At 56.2% G+C, this 15346-nt stretch carries 15 protein-coding genes; all 15 read right to left on the bottom strand.

The window, feature by feature from the left end; genetic code table 11:
• Positions 1–9: 9 nt before the first annotated feature.
• The gene (locus tag BM322_RS00775) at positions 10–735 is read right to left on the bottom strand and encodes a hypothetical protein (RefSeq protein ID WP_075428005.1); all 726 of its coding nucleotides are present in this window, start codon (positions 733–735) and stop codon (positions 10–12) included.
• Positions 714–1535 (bottom strand): tetratricopeptide repeat protein, encoded by an 822-nt coding sequence (locus tag BM322_RS00770; RefSeq protein ID WP_075428004.1) that lies wholly within the window; start codon positions 1533–1535, stop codon positions 714–716. Before BM322_RS00770 ends, BM322_RS00775 begins: the two co-directional genes overlap by 22 nt.
• 21 nt (positions 1536–1556) lie before the next feature.
• Positions 1557–3527: a PP2C family serine/threonine-protein phosphatase gene (locus tag BM322_RS00765; protein WP_075428003.1), complete on the bottom strand. Its 1971-nt coding sequence runs from the start codon at positions 3525–3527 to the stop codon at positions 1557–1559.
• Positions 3484–4437, bottom strand: coding sequence for a PP2C family serine/threonine-protein phosphatase (locus tag BM322_RS00760; protein WP_318254485.1), 954 nt, complete (start codon positions 4435–4437; stop codon positions 3484–3486). Before BM322_RS00760 ends, BM322_RS00765 begins: the two co-directional genes overlap by 44 nt.
• The gene (locus BM322_RS00755; RefSeq protein WP_075428002.1) at positions 4415–4990 is read right to left on the bottom strand and encodes an FHA domain-containing protein; all 576 of its coding nucleotides are present in this window, start codon (positions 4988–4990) and stop codon (positions 4415–4417) included. Before BM322_RS00755 ends, BM322_RS00760 begins: the two co-directional genes overlap by 23 nt.
• Before the next feature lie 49 nt (positions 4991–5039).
• Positions 5040–5609 (bottom strand): FHA domain-containing protein, encoded by a 570-nt coding sequence (locus tag BM322_RS00750; protein WP_075428001.1) that lies wholly within the window; start codon positions 5607–5609, stop codon positions 5040–5042.
• Between the two features lie 31 nt (positions 5610–5640).
• Positions 5641–6078, bottom strand: coding sequence for a DnaJ domain-containing protein (locus BM322_RS00745; RefSeq protein WP_075428000.1), 438 nt, complete (start codon positions 6076–6078; stop codon positions 5641–5643).
• 81 nt (positions 6079–6159) lie between these two features.
• Positions 6160–6585 carry a hypothetical protein gene (locus tag BM322_RS00740; protein WP_014423949.1) on the bottom strand — a complete coding sequence of 142 codons (426 nt, stop codon included), beginning with the start codon at positions 6583–6585 and terminating at the stop codon, positions 6160–6162.
• 24 nt (positions 6586–6609) lie between these two features.
• Positions 6610–7038, bottom strand: a complete 429-nt coding sequence (locus BM322_RS00735) for a hypothetical protein (protein ID WP_075427999.1) — start codon at positions 7036–7038, stop codon at positions 6610–6612.
• 75 nt (positions 7039–7113) lie between these two features.
• Positions 7114–9306 carry a transcriptional regulator gene (locus BM322_RS00730; protein ID WP_075427998.1) on the bottom strand — a complete coding sequence of 731 codons (2193 nt, stop codon included), beginning with the start codon at positions 9304–9306 and terminating at the stop codon, positions 7114–7116.
• Between the two features lie 27 nt (positions 9307–9333).
• Entirely contained in the window at positions 9334–11049 is a 1716-nt protein-coding gene (locus tag BM322_RS00725; RefSeq protein ID WP_177220792.1) for a VWA domain-containing protein, read from the bottom strand.
• A gap of 350 nt (positions 11050–11399) precedes the next feature.
• Positions 11400–12494: a tRNA preQ1(34) S-adenosylmethionine ribosyltransferase-isomerase QueA gene (queA, locus tag BM322_RS00720; RefSeq protein WP_075427996.1), complete on the bottom strand. Its 1095-nt coding sequence runs from the start codon at positions 12492–12494 to the stop codon at positions 11400–11402.
• A gap of 19 nt (positions 12495–12513) precedes the next feature.
• Complete coding sequence (locus BM322_RS00715) at positions 12514–13686, bottom strand: SpoIID/LytB domain-containing protein (protein ID WP_075427995.1); 1173 nt, start codon at positions 13684–13686, stop codon at positions 12514–12516.
• Positions 13679–14308, bottom strand: a complete 630-nt coding sequence (locus BM322_RS00710) for an epoxyqueuosine reductase QueH (protein ID WP_075427994.1) — start codon at positions 14306–14308, stop codon at positions 13679–13681. The genes BM322_RS00715 and BM322_RS00710 overlap by 8 nt, the downstream gene beginning before the upstream one ends.
• A gap of 12 nt (positions 14309–14320) precedes the next feature.
• The gene (ruvB, locus tag BM322_RS00705) at positions 14321–15325 is read right to left on the bottom strand and encodes a Holliday junction branch migration DNA helicase RuvB (RefSeq protein ID WP_033169531.1); all 1005 of its coding nucleotides are present in this window, start codon (positions 15323–15325) and stop codon (positions 14321–14323) included.
• Between the last annotated feature and the right edge of the window lie 21 nt (positions 15326–15346).

Here is a 15346-nt window from a genome sequence, read left to right as displayed (position 1 = left end):
CCCTTGCTTTTAGTGGATGATGAAATCATCCATATTCATCCTGCTGCTTTTCACATGCAGCATCTCTTCCGACTTCTTGGCCGCCTGCTGTACGCTCACGGCTGCCCCCGCCGCCTGCGTGACCTGCCCGACAATCGGCGAGGCTTTGGCTGCTTGCCTTACGACCTCAGTCTCTGCGGTCTGGCGAGCAATCTCGCCCATGATCTTGCCGGTGTTTGCTGTCCGTCCGGAGCCAAAGCAGCCGCCTGCTGCCATCTTTCCCACCGATGCGGCCCCCAGCCCGCCTATGGCACTACCCAATGCACCGCCGAAAACACCGCCCAGGCCACTGGCATCTCCAGCCGTCACCTTGTCCACGAGATCGGTCTTCTGCCGTATTACCAGCCGGAAGGTACCGAATCCCTCAGTATCCTCGTAGCTTTCCTGATAGTCGACGACAAAGGCCTTCGATAGATGCACTTGACGGAAGGTGTTACCTGCAAAAACTACGGTCAGCACGGCATCGCGATAGGCATCCGCCGACTCAGCCGGACAATGCGCCCAGTTGAAAAGCTTCATCGTCTCATTGCCCTCCGTAGCTGCATAGAGCTTGCCCGTCACTACGATGGTAGACAAGCATTTGGATGCGCGTGCGCGCGAATCCGCAGGCGTGGACATCTCCGTCTGCGCCGTCCGGATCATATTCTCATCGAGTGCAATCGTCTCGGCACCACTTACCTGTAATCTGAAACCCATGGGGAAACTCCTTTCTTGACACGGTTATCCATCTTGTCTTGCGCCATGCGCAGGAACGTTGCATATGCTTCTCCCTTCTCGGGATTTTTCTGCACACCGCGGCCGTTCTTATAGGCATCGGCCAGCAGGCTCACCGAAAGCGGCTCATGCGGTGCCTTCTCGAAATACTCGACAGCCTTTTTCTCATCACGTGGCAAGCCTCGACCGGTATAATAAGCCGAGCCGATATAGGCAAGTGCCGCCGTATCGCCCTCATGTGCGCCCAGCTGGCTCCAGCGGACTGCTGCCCCATAGCTCTGAGGCACGACTTGTCCCTGATGGGCCCGGCGTCCGGCCATGGCGTAAAGGCGCGCCAGCGGTAGTTTCTTTTTCGTATAGGCCGGGCTTGCGTAGAGTTTCGCAAGAGCAGCATTTGCCCGCGCCGCCTTGCCCTGCCAAAGGGCCGCCTGTTCCTTATCCTGCCCTACCTGCTGGCCAGTCTGATACGCATAGGCAACGATGCACATGGCCTCAGAGTCATTCTCCCTGGCCCAGGCCTGCACCTGCTCAAAATCATACTTGCGGTAAGCTTTTTCGAGCTGGGCCTGCATCCTCTTTTCTTCGCGCCGTGCTTTGCGGGCAGCCTTATCCTGAGGCGCTGACTTGCCGATTCCCGGCAAATGCAACTTGCTGAGCACCTGCTCGGCCACGGCAATCTTGCCCACATCGGCAAACACATCAGCGGATGCAGCACTTGCTGATGCCGGCAGCAGGCAGCTGCAAGCCAGGGCCATGGCCACCACTTGTTTTTGATAGTCCATAACGGGCTCCTTTCTGCTCACTTACTGCGGAAGTCCGGCAGCGATTGCCATATCAGCAGCGATATTTGCCAGCAGCGTATCCATCTCAGCAGCTTTCTGGCTGTTGCCCGCCTGCTGGTAGGCTGCCTTGGCCTGCTCAGCTGCCTGCTTGGCATTGTCATAGTCATGGGAACCGTAGAGATTGCGCGCCTGATCCTCATAGCTCTTGGCCGTTGCCTGGGTTTCGAGCTGACTCTGCAAGTTGGCCTGCGCACTCGCGAGCTTATCGCTCACGTTATTGGCCTCGCCGTACTCGCGCAGGGCTGTATACTTGGCATAGGCGCTGTTATAGCAGGCCACGGCCTCCGAGTAATTGCCGCTGCCAGCGGCCCTGTCACCATTCGTCTCGATGACAGCTGCCGCACCGAACGCATTGGCATATTCATCGGCTTTTTTCTGCATGGCCTGCTCGGCTTCGCCCTGCGCCTTGTGCAGGCTCTCGAGGCCGCTCATTGACTGGTCACGGCCGCTTTTGTCGCCAAGCTGAGCAGCCATGCGGCGCGCCTCAAGATAGGCCGCCTCAGCGCCCTTATAGTCACCAGCCGAAAGCAGGCTGTCGCCCTTGCTGATAGCCGCCTGCATCAAGGCCTTGCTGGCCTCATCCTGCTTGCCAAGCTGCTTGGCCTTCGCATCGTAGAGCTTGTTGAGCGCCTCGATGGCCCGTTTCTTTCCCTCCGCATAGTGCTGCCACTCCGCCTTATCGCGCGCCTGGAAGTAATAATCCTCCGCCTTGTCAAGATCACCGGACTCTAAGGCATGGTCGCCAAGGCTGATGAGGTCATCGACAGACAGATGCTCGCCGCTCTGATGAATGCGATGATCGATGTAGTCGCTGCCGAGCATGTCTGCTTGACGCGACAGTTCCTTAGCTGACTGGAAACGGTCATAGGCCGTCTCGAAATCCTTATCGCGGAAAGCATCGTCGCCCTGCACGATGGCATCGATGGTCTGCTGATACGACTCAAGCTTTTCCGCCTCAGCCGTTTCCTCGAGCTTTGCCGCCTTCTGCACGCAGTCGTCACACTCCTTCTGTGCCCGCACGAAGTTCTCCGCACTACAGTAAGCCAGCACCCGGCGCTCCTGCGCATACATCTCGCGCACGGCACTCTGATGGGCATGGTAACGATAGAAGAAGAATCCACCGACCATCAGGAACAGCACGGCAGCGGCAATGGCCAGCCGGATGCGGCGGCGGCGCTTGCGCGCCCGCTCGGGGTCAGAGAATACCTTATTGACGAAAATGGCCGCCATCGTATAGTTGCGCAAGTCTTTTGGCTGACGGGAGAGCAGCAGCTCCTCCACATAGTCGACCGACTCCTGCGGCTCGTTCGTGGCATCGACAAAGACATCATCGAGTTCGCCTTCATCGACATTCTCCCAGATTCCCTCCGTATAGAGACTGATGATATCCGCATCCATCAGTTTCAGCTGCGGCGAGATAAACGGCGCAAAATCATCACGCTTGCCAAGATAAGCATAGAGATTGTTGCGCTCCTTGCTCCTGGCCACCGGTGTCACCGCCTTGCCCTGATCCACCAGGTCCTGGGCAAGGGACTGGTCCTTGGACTGCAGTTTCATGCGCCCCTGCCGGTACATGCGCAGGCGGGCATTGCCAGCAGAACCATAGCGCATCTTTTCATAGTCCGTGACCACGACCACTACCGAAGCCCGCAGCTTCTCCCGCGAGGCGCTGGCCACCAAGCGGTCATTGGCATCCTGCAGGTAGCGTTTGAGCGCCATCTTTGACATCCCCGGCTGCTCCTGGAAACTCAGCAGGATATTCTCCACGGCCCGCTTGGCCCCTTGCGATTCCTTGAAATCCGTAATCCCCGACGCAATGACATAGCAAGCATAGTCATCAAGCTCCACAAAAGCAAAATAATCGTTATTTACAAGCTGACTGCCTGTCTCAGACACAAAGGCGGTCCGAAAGTCGCTGTTTGATTTCCTCAAGGTTCATACTCCCTTTCTTCTTGTTTCCCTGCTTTTTCTCTACCGGCTTTGCCGCCGTATCATGCATATCATAGAGGATAACACTGGCGTTATCCTTATCTTCCCGTGCACTTGCCTCCACCAAGGCAATGATTTGCTGTGCCTTTTCCTGTGGCGAGGCATCCGTCCCCAAACAATCCTCTATCTTGCGCCAAGGCGCAGTCTCCGTCACACCATCCGACAAAATGACCACCACATCGCCCGGCTGCAATTCGATAGGCTCACTGAAAAACTCAATGTCGTGAAACCCGTCCTGCCCGACGAAATTGTAGAGACGCCGCTCATGCAGCAGCTTCAACGCCTGCTCCTTGGAAATGCGCCCCTGCTGATAACGGTGCTGAGCCAGGATATCAATGGTCTGTCCCTCCGTCACCGGCACCAAATCCCCATCGCGGAACAGTGCAATCCGGCTGTTGCCGACCAATGCATAGTAAAGGCGGCTCCGCTCAATGATGGCCGCCGCCAGACAGGTCGACCCACGGCCGTCCTCCAGGACGCTAAGTATCTTGTGGTTGGCCGCCTGGAACGCCTTGCGGAAATAATACTGCGGCTTCTCCATGGCCTGGCATTCCTGATAGAGGTCAAGGCAAGTATCGACGGCCAGCTTCGCCGCAATCTTGCCCGCCTGGCCACGGCCATCCGCCAGCAGCAAGAGTCCGCCATCATCCCCCAACGCACTGCCGGTCAAATCCTGCTGCAACTGCCGCTGGCCAATCGTCGACGCCGTGCCAATCGGATTGCGCAACGGTTCCGACTCTGGTTCACTGACCGCTTCGGTCACCACCTGCTTTTCCGGCCAAAACCGCACGATAAGCAGCACGACGATAAGTGCGCCGATTCCACAAAGGCTATACATTCCCATAGCCGCCATCGCTTTCTCCCTCGGTTTCGTAGCCGCCATCTTCTGGCAGCCCCGACGGGTCTTCCCAGCGGAAATGCTCCCCGCAGAATGGTACAAACAGGAACTTGCTCTCGCCCATCTCAATCACATCGTAGACCGACAATACCACCGGCGTGTAGACCGCCGCTTCGTTATGATAGACAAGCCCATTGGAATCCCCCGGCAAGAGCACCGTTTCATGCTTTTTCGGATCATAGACCAGAATCGCATGATTGCGGCGGGAAATGCGGTTATCCCCCAAGATCTGGATATCCATATCATCGGCACGGCCAATGAAGTTCTTGCCGGATTTTATCTTATAATCCTTGCCCTGCCGCGGCCCATCGATGCAGACGAGCCAGCCACAGACCGGATCGATTTTCTCCAGCATCAGCATCTCGTCCACATCCACATCACTCTGACCCACCATGCTGGTTTCCTTGCGCTCCTGTGTCGCCGTCTCGATATTGCAATACGGACAAACCGTACCATACCGCCGCGAACTGAATAAATGCCCATTAGGGCAACGAATAAGACCACTCATTCCTCATAACTCCTTTTATATAAAACTTTCCAAGCAACAAAACCTGTCTTTATGCCAATTCCAGCTGGGTCATGCCCACGATGATGATGTCGCCGATTTCCACCTTGCAGGGCTCACCGGCGGTGAGCTGATACTTGCGGCCATCTTTAGCCTTGCAGAGCTGGGTGCCGTTGCGGCTGGCGAGGTCTTCGATATACCAGTCGGAGTTCGCGTAGTTCAGCACCGCGTGCTCGATGTCAATGAGCGGCGCATAGGGACTTTTCTCGAGGTCGATGTCGACCATGTTTTCCTGATAGTCGCGGCCGATAACAAGGCCTGTCCGATTGAAGAGATTCCAGCTTTTGAGGATGTCGCCCTTTTCGCTGAGCCAGTTGAGCTGCGTGATACCAGCTGGCGCATCGCTTTCATTTTCCTCCGGTGCCAAAGCCGGCAGCGGCGCCGGTGCAGGCTGGCGCAGGAAGTGGATAAGGCTTACAACCGCCCAGAGGAACAGGACGATACCGATGGCCATAAGAGCACCCGACACCGTAGGATTTCCCAGATCCGTCATGCTCGCGAGTATAGTAAGGATGATTCCAGTTATGCCGAGCAAGGCCGTGGTGATTTGTTTCCGATACATGATTTCTTCTCCTTCCTATGGGTTCCCGTTGTCAAGAAAAACCAAAGAATCCCTTGAAAAGCGCACTTGTATCCAGCGGATCCTTCTTGCCAGCTGCCTTCCCATCTGCCTGCGGTTTTTTTATGCCGGCAAAGAACGCCTCCTCAAAGGCACTCCGCGAAAAAGCCTGGCTGAAGTCAGTTTTACCTGGCCCCGCACCTTGCCGCTGTGCATTGCCTGTATGACTGGCTGTCTGCCTGGTCTGCTGCCGCTGCCCCTGCTGTTTGCGGTCAAGGTCATAGCGGGCGCGCTTATTCTCATCGCTGAGCACCTGGCAAGCTTCATTGATAAGTTTGAACTGCTCTGCCGCTGCTTTATCGCCTGGATGCAGGTCAGGATGATATTTGCGGGCCAGCTGGCGAAAGGCTTTCTTGATTTCCTTTTTCGTTGCCGTAGGGGATAGCCCCAGTATCTGATAGTAATCTTTCATATGAATTCTCCAGTTATCACTAAAGGGGTGGACGCCTTATCCACCCCTTCAGCATCTAAGAACGTGAGCGAGTCTTCCTATTTAGGCAGAATATCCGCCTTCAACCTGCAGCTCAGCCATCTTATCTTTCTTCTGTTTGAGCCAGAGCGTGAAGGTGCCATTGCCATCGCCATCATCGTAGACTTCCTGATAGTCGACAACAAACGCATTGGTGAAGGTGTACTTGCGCTCCACCACGCCGCCAGCCACATAGGTCACGGTAACATTCCGATAGGCCTCAGCCCGCTCCGCCGGTACCACAGACCACAGAAGCATCTGCCGCGTGCTGTCAGCTGCTGCGCCTGTGGCATTGGCGAGGATCTTGCCCGAGATGACCAGCGTCGCGCCGACATCTTTCGTGCGGGCATCGGAGTCCATCGGGATATCCGTGCTGAATTTTACATGTTTCGTGCATTCCGGCTCAATGGAAAATGGTTCCGCGCCGGTAACCTGTACCTGAAAAGACATATCTTATTCCTCCCTCTGCTTTCCTCAGGCGCCAAAGCCGCCATTGAGCTGTACTGCGGTGTTAAGGTCCTTCTTCTGCTTGATGTGCAGATAGAACTGGCCGACACCTGCCTCATCGTCGAGATCTTCCGTATACTCCACCACAAAGGCATTGGGGAAGGTATACTGGCGGACAATCTGCCCGGCTGCCACGACATCGACGACTGCATTGCGGTAGCAGTCAGCGCGCTCGGCCGGTACCTCGGCCCATTTCGCAGCGCCAAGCGTGCTGTCGACAGACTGGCCACCGAGCGAGAAGTTCATCTTGCCCCATATCTTGACACTCAGGCGGATATCCCGAGCCCGGGCATTGGAATCATCCGGTGTATCAGAGAAGAACTCCACCTTGGTGATGCTGCGTTCGTCGAACGATATCTGTTCGGCACCGCCGGTAACATTAACGCGAAAACCCATAATCTTTTTCCTCCTTTGGAATCAGGATCTTCAAAATAACATCTATGCGGCCGCCAGTGGCAGCCTAAGCTCGCGTCAGGAGGCGCGGTGAGCTGTCGTGATACGATTGGTCTCGATGGTGAGGTTGCGCATATTGCCGTTGAAGGTAATATCAAGCGTGCACATGCCGTTCTCTTCGTCGATGGCATAGTCGATATCGTCGCCGACGCCGATGATGGCATTGACCATATTGCGCTTGCTGAGCCATTTGCTCTTCTGGCTGCTGGGGTTGTTGCTGAAGAACTCCACGATATGATCCTGCTTGAAGTCGCCCGAGGCATGGCGCAGGATGCGCTCGATATAGGTCGTGACCTGCGTCTTGTAGAGCGGCTCGAAGACGCCGAGGTTCTCATCATAGAGCAGGTTGCGCGCCTTGTAGACCATGATATTCGTGATATGCTGGCCCGCAAACACGGCATTTTCCGACGAGAAGACGAAACCGAAGCCGCGGCGATTGATCTCATCCTTGATGGGATTCGTAAAGCCCGTGATTTCCTTGGCCAGCGTCGTGCGCACCTGCAGCGCGTGGTCGCCAGCCTCAAAGTCAAAGGCAACCCCCGGCAGCTCGCTGTCCACATCGCGGCGGAACACATCGCGCAGGAACATCGGGTCCTGGCAGGCTGCCTCGATGCCCGCCGCCACATAGGCCGCATCGATGTAGACGCCGTCAATCCAGAGTTTCATGATATCCTGCTGATCCTTCGAGAGCTCTGCCAGATTCTGCTCATTGATCTTCATCTTCGCGTCGAGCAGGACGCCGGATTTATCGCGCGGGATGACCGTGAAGTTCGGCAGACATGGAATGGCGTACTCACTGTAGGAGCGGTCAGTCAGCGGTTCGCATCGTTCAACGTACTTGTCGATGCCCTCGGTGGCCATGCTGCTGAAACTCGTCTTGTCGCTGGTCTCGAAGTTGAAGAAACACTGCACGCGGAAATCCTTCATCACGTCGAGGATGGCACTCAGCGATTCGAGGCTATTGGCGCTGGTATTCTTCGGCTCGTTGTTGCCGGCAAAGCGCTGGCGCGTGATGCGCGACTTGGCCGGGCGGTCAAGCTCCAGCGACGGATAGATGGCATACCAGACCGTATTCTTGAAATCGTTCTTGGCATTTACCGTATTGAGGAACGTGCGCAGGCGTGGCAGATTCTTGGCCTGAGCCAGCAGGTCGTTCTTGACATTCGTGATGAACAGCGCTGGACGCATGCCCTTCGTGCGGGCCGGATACTGCTCAAAGAACATCCGCACGCCGAGGATTTTCTCGATTAGCGGCTTGACGGTCTTGATGAAGTCATCCTTGGCCTGCTTGTAGAAATCCAGATAAGTATTGTAGTTCTCGATTTCCTGGGCCACATCGACCTCGGAAACGATGGACGACGGCAGCGGACAGAACGTGCGGGCTACCAGCGCCTTGACATAGTCGTTGTGATTCTCGGCATTGAGGGCCTCATAGTCATCCTCGATGGCCGCAATCAAGCCCTCGTTGATATTGTCATCGACAGTCACCAGCGCATGGGTCTGCTCCTTCGGTGCCTCGATGACCTTGAGTTCACCGCTGTCCCCCATGGTCAGCACGCCGAGGGCCAGGGCCGTATCCTGCTGGCTGCCCTGCTCGGTGCCCAGCAGCAGGCGCGTCTTGATATCCTCGATGGCCAGCGGCAGCATGGCCATGACGTTGTTGTAGTTCTTGCTGGCCTCCTCGAACATGACATTGAGCTTATCGCCACAGTCGAGTTTCTTCGGATCGCCATCCTCGAGCTCAACATACTTGCTGTAGACATAGCGCAGTTCCTTGCGTTCCTGCTTGATATCCTCCATGACCTTGTGCGGGGAGATGAGATCCGTGAGTTTCTCAAACTTGAAGTCAACATTCAAGAGCCCCTGGGACCGTTTCGTATCCACCAGCGTCAGCAGCATGCGCAAAAAATCGTTGTGCATGTTCAGATGGATGGCCGTCAGCAGGTCATCGGGCACATTCTCGGGACGCTTGAGGGTATACATGACGCGCTGCGTGTTGGCATTGAAGAAGGAATATACCACCGGATCGAACTTATCGAGGAACTCCTGAAAATCATGCACCAGCAGTTTCTCATTGAGTTCCTTGATCTTCTCATCACTCAGGCTGTCGAGCGAGTTCGTATCACCTACCATCGTGAGCAAGTCGAGCTTTTCTGGATTGATTTCCTCGAAAAGCATCGTGCGGTTCGTCTGTGAAATGATTTTTGCCATCTTGTCTAACTCCTTTTCTTATCTTCCTCAGGTCTGTGGTTTCAGATCTTTGAGAACCATCGTCAAGGCCAGCTGCTCATCGCCGAAGGAGAGCTGGACCGGCTCATCATAGCCCATAAAACAGCTGGTGCCGCGCAGTACCAGCTCGCCATCCTTGAGCAGCGTCGCCCGTGAATCATTGTCAAGCCAAATGCCCCCCTTGCCCGGATGGACGCTGAGCCCGTCAAGGCCAGGCAGCGTATCCGGAAGCTGGCATTCATGGAATAGTCTTCTAAGGGGTAGCGCCGTATGCTCTAAATGACGATACAGGTTGAGCACCCGTACGCGATGATCGCGCCCCGAACGGGTGCGGATATCGCGGATGTTCAGTTCGCCTACGTAGCGTTCTGGCCAGGCAGGATTTTCCTGTGGCTGTGGCAGCGGTCTTTTCTGCCGCTGCTGCCGCCGGGATTTCAGCCGTACGGCCGCAAATAAGCCCACCAGCACCAGTACGCCTGCACCGCCACCGGCGAGCATCAGCGGCAAGGAAAGCACCGCCTGCTCGTTTTTCCTGGCTGGCGCACTTACCGTCACAGCTGCTGGCGTGCAGTCGACATTCCAGCCCCAGTCCGAAAAGACAGGCAGGATGATTTCTGCTCCCTGCCAGCCCTGCGGCAGCTCCACCCAGATGCTGCCATCACGCACAAAGCCTGGATAGTAGTCATTATCAAGCCAGACAGCGATTTCCTTGCCCGCAAGCGATTCATCCGTCAATAGCGACTGCTGGTCGCCATCGACAGTGCGAAGGCTAAGCCTTAGCTGCGCCTGCTTTTCTTCATCTGTCACGACCTCGGCCTGCAGATCCGCTGTAAGCTGCGGGTATATCTCCACGCGCTGCCCAGGCGCCAGCCCCGTAATGCTGAGACCCACGGCAGGATTCTTGATATCCCAGATCTTCAATGCCGGACCATCATAGACCTGATGCCCCGAATCCTGACCGGTCAATTTCGCCGCTGTGGCCGCCCCTTCGGCCTTGCGCACCAGCAGCCGCAAGTGACGAAGGGCGCTTGCCGGCACCGGCAGTGAGAGATTCACCTTGCCGCTGGCATCAGCCACGCGCTCGCTTCTGCCGATGGCCCATTCCTTCTCTAACAATGCTGCGCCGACCGCAGGAACTGCCGCCATATCGGTAGCCGTTGCATACGTGATATCGCTCGCATAGATATTTGCCTGGGGCGTTGTCTGACTGCCGCCTAGGGCCAGCACATAGACGCGGATGCCCCGCTCGCGGCAGACGGCCATCGCCTCTTGGAAGGCCTTGACCGACGCCACAGTCTGCTCGCTGGTCGGCAGCATGATTTCCCCGTCCGTGACAATCACGATGCTGCGGGTGGCTGCCCCATCCTGTGGGAACGCCGCTACGGCCTGCTGCATGGCCGCACCAGTATTGGTATAGCCACCATAGGCCATCCCTGCCAGCGATGCTGCCGGCAACCGGCTGAGCCCTGCAAGCGGCTGCAGCAAGCTCACCTGATCGCTATAGGCAAATATTCCCACTGAGCAGTTCGCCGGCAGGATTGCCGACATCTCCAGTGCTGTTTCTGGCATCAGCCGCAACGGGTCAGCCTCCACCATGGACTGACTGGCATCGAGCAGGAAGACGACCTCCTGCCGCTGCAATTCCTGGGGCATGGCGCTTATCTGCCCGGCAGCCTGTCCACGGCACCCGAGCATCAGCAATCCCGTTGTCAAGACAACAACCACACGTCCCCAAACCTTCAAGCGTAACTTTTTCGTATTTTCTCCTCCTCACAATCATCCCTATTGTTAGGATACTTTAATCTTGCTTTCAACTTCTAAACCGAAGCGACCCCCTTCCCGTCTCTTGTCAGCCTCCTCTAATGAATTTATCATCCTCTTGCTTATCCAACGATATATCCTATATATGTTGTGCACGTTTAGCATAGTACTATATGCCGATTAGACCCACCTAAATGTTTTTTTATGAATAGATAAAAATTATTCTCATTAAAATTTTAGAATTTTCGCAGCCCCGCATTTTCCGCACACAAAAAAGCCGCCCCGAAGGACGGCTTATGCCTTTGCTGTTTATTCTATTCTTCTTGCTGATGTGATGCCTCAAGCGCAGCAAGTTCCGCATCGCGTTCTGCTTTTGCCTGCTGTACTCGCAAGAACATTGCATCGCCAAAGCTGAAGAAACGGTATTTCATCTCCACAGCCTTCTTATAGGCATCGAGGATGAACTTGCGGCCGCCAAAGGCACTGATCAGCATGATCAGCGTCGATTTCGGCAGATGGAAATTCGTTACGATGCCATCGATGATCTTGAAATCATAGCCCGGATAGATGAAAATCTGGGTCCAGCCGCTCTTGCCGCTGATTTCATTCTTACCGTCCGCCGCCGATTCCAGCGTACGGATGCTCGTCGTGCCGACCGCGATGACGCGATGGCCGGCTTTTTTTGTATCCATGATGAGCTTAGCCGTCTCATCCGAGATGCGATAGAACTCCTTATGCATATCATGCTTCTGGATGTCCTCGCAGTTTACCGGACGAAACGTACCAAGGCCCACATGCAGCGTGACAAAGCCGAGATTTACGCCCATATCCTTGAGCTCCTGCATCTGCTCCTTGGTGAAGTGCAGGCCAGCCGTCGGCGCAGCGGCCGAACCTTCCTCACGGTTGTAGACCGTCTGATAGCGCTCCTTATCCTCGAGTTTCTCATGGATATATGGCGGCAGCGGCGTCTCGCCGAGACGGTCGAGGATTTCCTCGAATACGCCGTCGAATTTGAATTCGACGATACGGCCGCCAAAATCCGTATGATCCGTAACGGTGCACGAAAGCTCGTCACTGAAATTGATGACATTGCCCGGCTTGGCCTTTTTGCCCGGCTTTACCAGCGTCTCCCAATGCGTAGCATCGAGACGGCGCAGCAGGAATACCTCGACCTTGCCGCCCGTCTGGTCACGATGTCCAATCAAACGAGCCGGCATAACACGCGTATCATTGAAAATCAGTGTATCACCCGGCTCCAGATATTCCTTGAGGTCATAAAAATGACGATGCTCGATGGTCTTCTCCACGGGGTCGAGCACCATCAGCCGTGATGCGTTGCGCGGCTCGATAGGAACCTGTGCAATGCGCTCTTCCGGCAGTTCATAATCAAAATCGGATAATAATAACATGTTTTCGTCCTTCAATCTATCAATATAGTTTCTTCAGCGTCGTCCCCGCATAATAATTGCTAAGGATTTCCGTGTATTTATAGCCTTTTTCCTCGGCATACGCCTTGGCTCCCCACTGCGAGAGCCCCAGTCCATGTCCCCAGCCATAGCCGCGGATAAAGACCACACCGGCGCGCAGCGAGATGTCAAACATCGTGCTCTTAAGGCCCAGCCAGCTGCGCAGATTGTTGCCACTGACAAGCGCCGTGCCATTCTTGCCCGTAAAGCGCACCTGCTGCACGCGGCCCGAAGCCGTACGTCCCTTGACGCGCTTGCCTGGCTGCAAATCGGCAAGCTCCACCTTCTTTAGCGCACCGACATTCTTGCCATGGCTGGCAAGCACAGAGGCAAGATTTGCCGCCGTGATATTCTTCTCCCACGGATACGTCTTCGTATGCACTTCCTTGGCCGCCCGCAGGTACGGAATCTGGCTGCCCCAGACATCCTCGCTGTTCTCGGTCATGCCGCCTGAATCCGTATGGAACAGAGCATCGATCAGCTTGCCCCGGTACGTCAGCACCTCACCGGCCGTGGCCTTGATGGCCCGGTCAGCGCCAGCCTTTTCAGCGGCAACACCGCTGTACTGCTGGCAATGCGTCGTCGCACAAAGGTCATAGCCCTCACTGGCATGACGCTTGCGGCTGCTTAGGGCAAAGGTACGTGCAGCGACGGCCTGTGCCTTGACCGCCTCGGTATTCCACTCAGGCGGCATCTCCTCAGGCACCACGCCGCGCAGATATTCCTCAACCGTCACGTGGTTGACCACGGTAAAACCTGCCCCCTTCGGCTGTAGCTGCACCGCCCCGCGATAGGCACGGCCATTGATGCGCGTGACCTGCTGCGCCAGCTGGCGTTCATCGGCCACGATGCACTCGATAGCCTCCTGTCCTGCCTTGAGCTTTTTGCCATCTACCGCAAAACTGCCATCACGATAGGCAATCGTCAGCGGCTTATCGGCACTGCCCTTATAGAGCACTTTATGAGCTTTGACCGTGCAAATCACAAAAGCCTTATCCACACTGACCTTGACCGCCGTCTGCCCCTTTTGCAGACCGATAAGCAAATCGGGCTGCCAGGCGGCCTCGGCAGCAAGCGGCCAAAATAACAGGGCCGCCGCAAAGACTGCTCCGAGAATCTTCCCACACTTATTCATGACCTGCCTCCTTTGCCGCCGCAGCCTCAGCCACCAGTCTGGCCCGTTTCTTGGCCTTGTTCTCCTTGCGCCGCTGCTTGCGGATCGCCTTGCTGTAGCGCTCCTCTTCACTAAAGATGCAGCCGCAGTATGGCTGACGGTAAAGCTCCAGCTCATGGCTGATGTCGATGCCCTCCTGCCAGCCGGGACGGAAATCCTCGTAGTAGAACTGCACGCCATACTGCGCGGCAAACTTTTCGGCCGTACGCTTCATCAAATCGTGCTGCTGGTAGATGCTATAGAAAAGCGTCGACGTGAAGGCATCAAAGCCATTTGCTGCCGCAAAGCGCGCCGCCTCCTCGAGCCGCCAGGTATAGCACATCGTGCAGCGGCCATTGGGCAGCGCCTCTGCTGGCAGTGCCTTTTTCAAGAAGTCGCGCAAGCGGTAGTTCTCATCGGCATGGAATTCCATCTTGACCTTCTCGGCAAATTCCTTCGCTGTCTTGAGCCGGTTATCCCACTCGGTATACGGATGGATGTTCGGATTGAAAAAATACCCCACCGGCTCGATGCCCTCATCGCGCAATTTCTTGACCGGATAGCACGCACACGGCCCGCAGCACATATGTAAAAGCAGTTTCATCGTTTCTCTCCCTTATTCCGGATAGGCTATGCCCATATGCTCATAGCCAGCCCGCGTGACCACGCGGCCGCGCGGCGTGCGGTTGACAAAGCCCAGCTGGATAAGGAAGGGCTCATAGACATCCTCGATCGTATCCGTGCTCTCGCTGATAGCCGCCGCCAGCGTATCAAGCCCCACCGGGCCGCCGCCAAATTTCTTGATCATCGTCGACAGCATGCGCCGGTCCGTATGGTCAAGGCCAGCCTTATCGACTTCGAGCAGCGACAAAGCTTTATCCGCCAGCTCGTCCGTGATGACATCCTGCCCCTCGTACTGCGCCACATCGCGCACGCGTTTCAGCAGGCGGTTGGCGATACGCGGCGTCCCGCGCGAACGGCGCGCAATCTCCAAAGCACCGCGCTCCTCGATGGGGATTTCCAATATCTCGGCCGCACGCTTGATGATGTTTACGAGCGCCTCGGGCGTATAATACTCGAGCCTCGAAATGATGCCAAAGCGGTCGCGCAGCGGTGCCGCCAGTGACCCCGCCTTCGTCGTCGCACCGATCAGCGTGAACGGCGCAATGTCGAGACGAATCGAGCGGGCACTCGGCCCCTTGCCGATGATGATATCGAGCGCGAAATCCTCCATTGCCGAATAGAGAACCTCCTCGACACTGCGCGACAAGCGGTGGATCTCATCGATAAAGAGCACATCGTGCTCCTGCAGATTCGTCAAAAGCGCCGCCAAATCGCCCTGCCGCTCGATGGCCGGCCCCGACGTCTGGCGGAAATTCACGCCCATCTCATTGGCGATGATGCCTGCAAGCGTCGTCTTGCCAAGGCCCGGCGGGCCGTATAACAGCACATGGTCGAGTGCATCGCCGCGGTTCATCGCCGCCTTGATGAAGATATCGAGGTTCTTCTTGGCCTTGTCCTGGCCGATATACTCACTCAGCTTGCGCGGGCGGAGACTGTACTGCCAATCATCGGCGCGCTGTTCGTCCATCGCCACGATGCGGCCATCGTCAATATCCATATCGTAAAAATCTTCTTCTGC

This window comes from Selenomonas sp. GACV-9 (genome assembly GCA_900116485.1).
GTDB lineage: Bacteria > Bacillota > Negativicutes > Selenomonadales > Selenomonadaceae > Selenomonas_A > Selenomonas_A ruminantium_G.
The sequence above is the reverse complement of the archived record's forward strand: the minus strand, read 5'-3'. Positions and strand labels throughout refer to the sequence as shown.

Excerpts from the sequence above, each read along its gene's own strand:
- BM322_RS00740 (WP_014423949.1), bottom strand. The coding sequence starts at position 6,585 with ATGTCTTTTCAGGTACAGGTTACCGGCGCGGAACCATTTTCCATTGAG.
- BM322_RS00745 (WP_075428000.1), bottom strand. The coding sequence starts at position 6,078 with ATGAAAGATTACTATCAGATACTGGGGCTATCCCCTACGGCAACGAAA.
- BM322_RS00710 (WP_075427994.1), bottom strand. The coding sequence starts at position 14,308 with ATGAAACTGCTTTTACATATGTGCTGCGGGCCGTGTGCGTGCTATCCG.
- BM322_RS00730 (WP_075427998.1), bottom strand. The coding sequence starts at position 9,306 with ATGGCAAAAATCATTTCACAGACGAACCGCACGATGCTTTTCGAGGAA.
- BM322_RS00750 (WP_075428001.1), bottom strand. The coding sequence starts at position 5,609 with ATGTATCGGAAACAAATCACCACGGCCTTGCTCGGCATAACTGGAATC.
- BM322_RS00715 (WP_075427995.1), bottom strand. The coding sequence starts at position 13,686 with ATGAATAAGTGTGGGAAGATTCTCGGAGCAGTCTTTGCGGCGGCCCTG.
- BM322_RS00735 (WP_075427999.1), bottom strand. The coding sequence starts at position 7,038 with ATGGGTTTTCGCGTTAATGTTACCGGCGGTGCCGAACAGATATCGTTC.
- BM322_RS00770 (WP_075428004.1), bottom strand. The coding sequence starts at position 1,535 with ATGGACTATCAAAAACAAGTGGTGGCCATGGCCCTGGCTTGCAGCTGC.
- queA (WP_075427996.1), bottom strand. The coding sequence starts at position 12,494 with ATGTTATTATTATCCGATTTTGATTATGAACTGCCGGAAGAGCGCATT.
- BM322_RS00775 (WP_075428005.1), bottom strand. The coding sequence starts at position 735 with ATGGGTTTCAGATTACAGGTAAGTGGTGCCGAGACGATTGCACTCGAT.
- BM322_RS00760 (WP_318254485.1), bottom strand. The coding sequence starts at position 4,437 with ATGGCGGCTATGGGAATGTATAGCCTTTGTGGAATCGGCGCACTTATC.
- ruvB (WP_033169531.1), bottom strand. The coding sequence starts at position 15,325 with ATGGATATTGACGATGGCCGCATCGTGGCGATGGACGAACAGCGCGCC.
- BM322_RS00755 (WP_075428002.1), bottom strand. The coding sequence starts at position 4,990 with ATGAGTGGTCTTATTCGTTGCCCTAATGGGCATTTATTCAGTTCGCGG.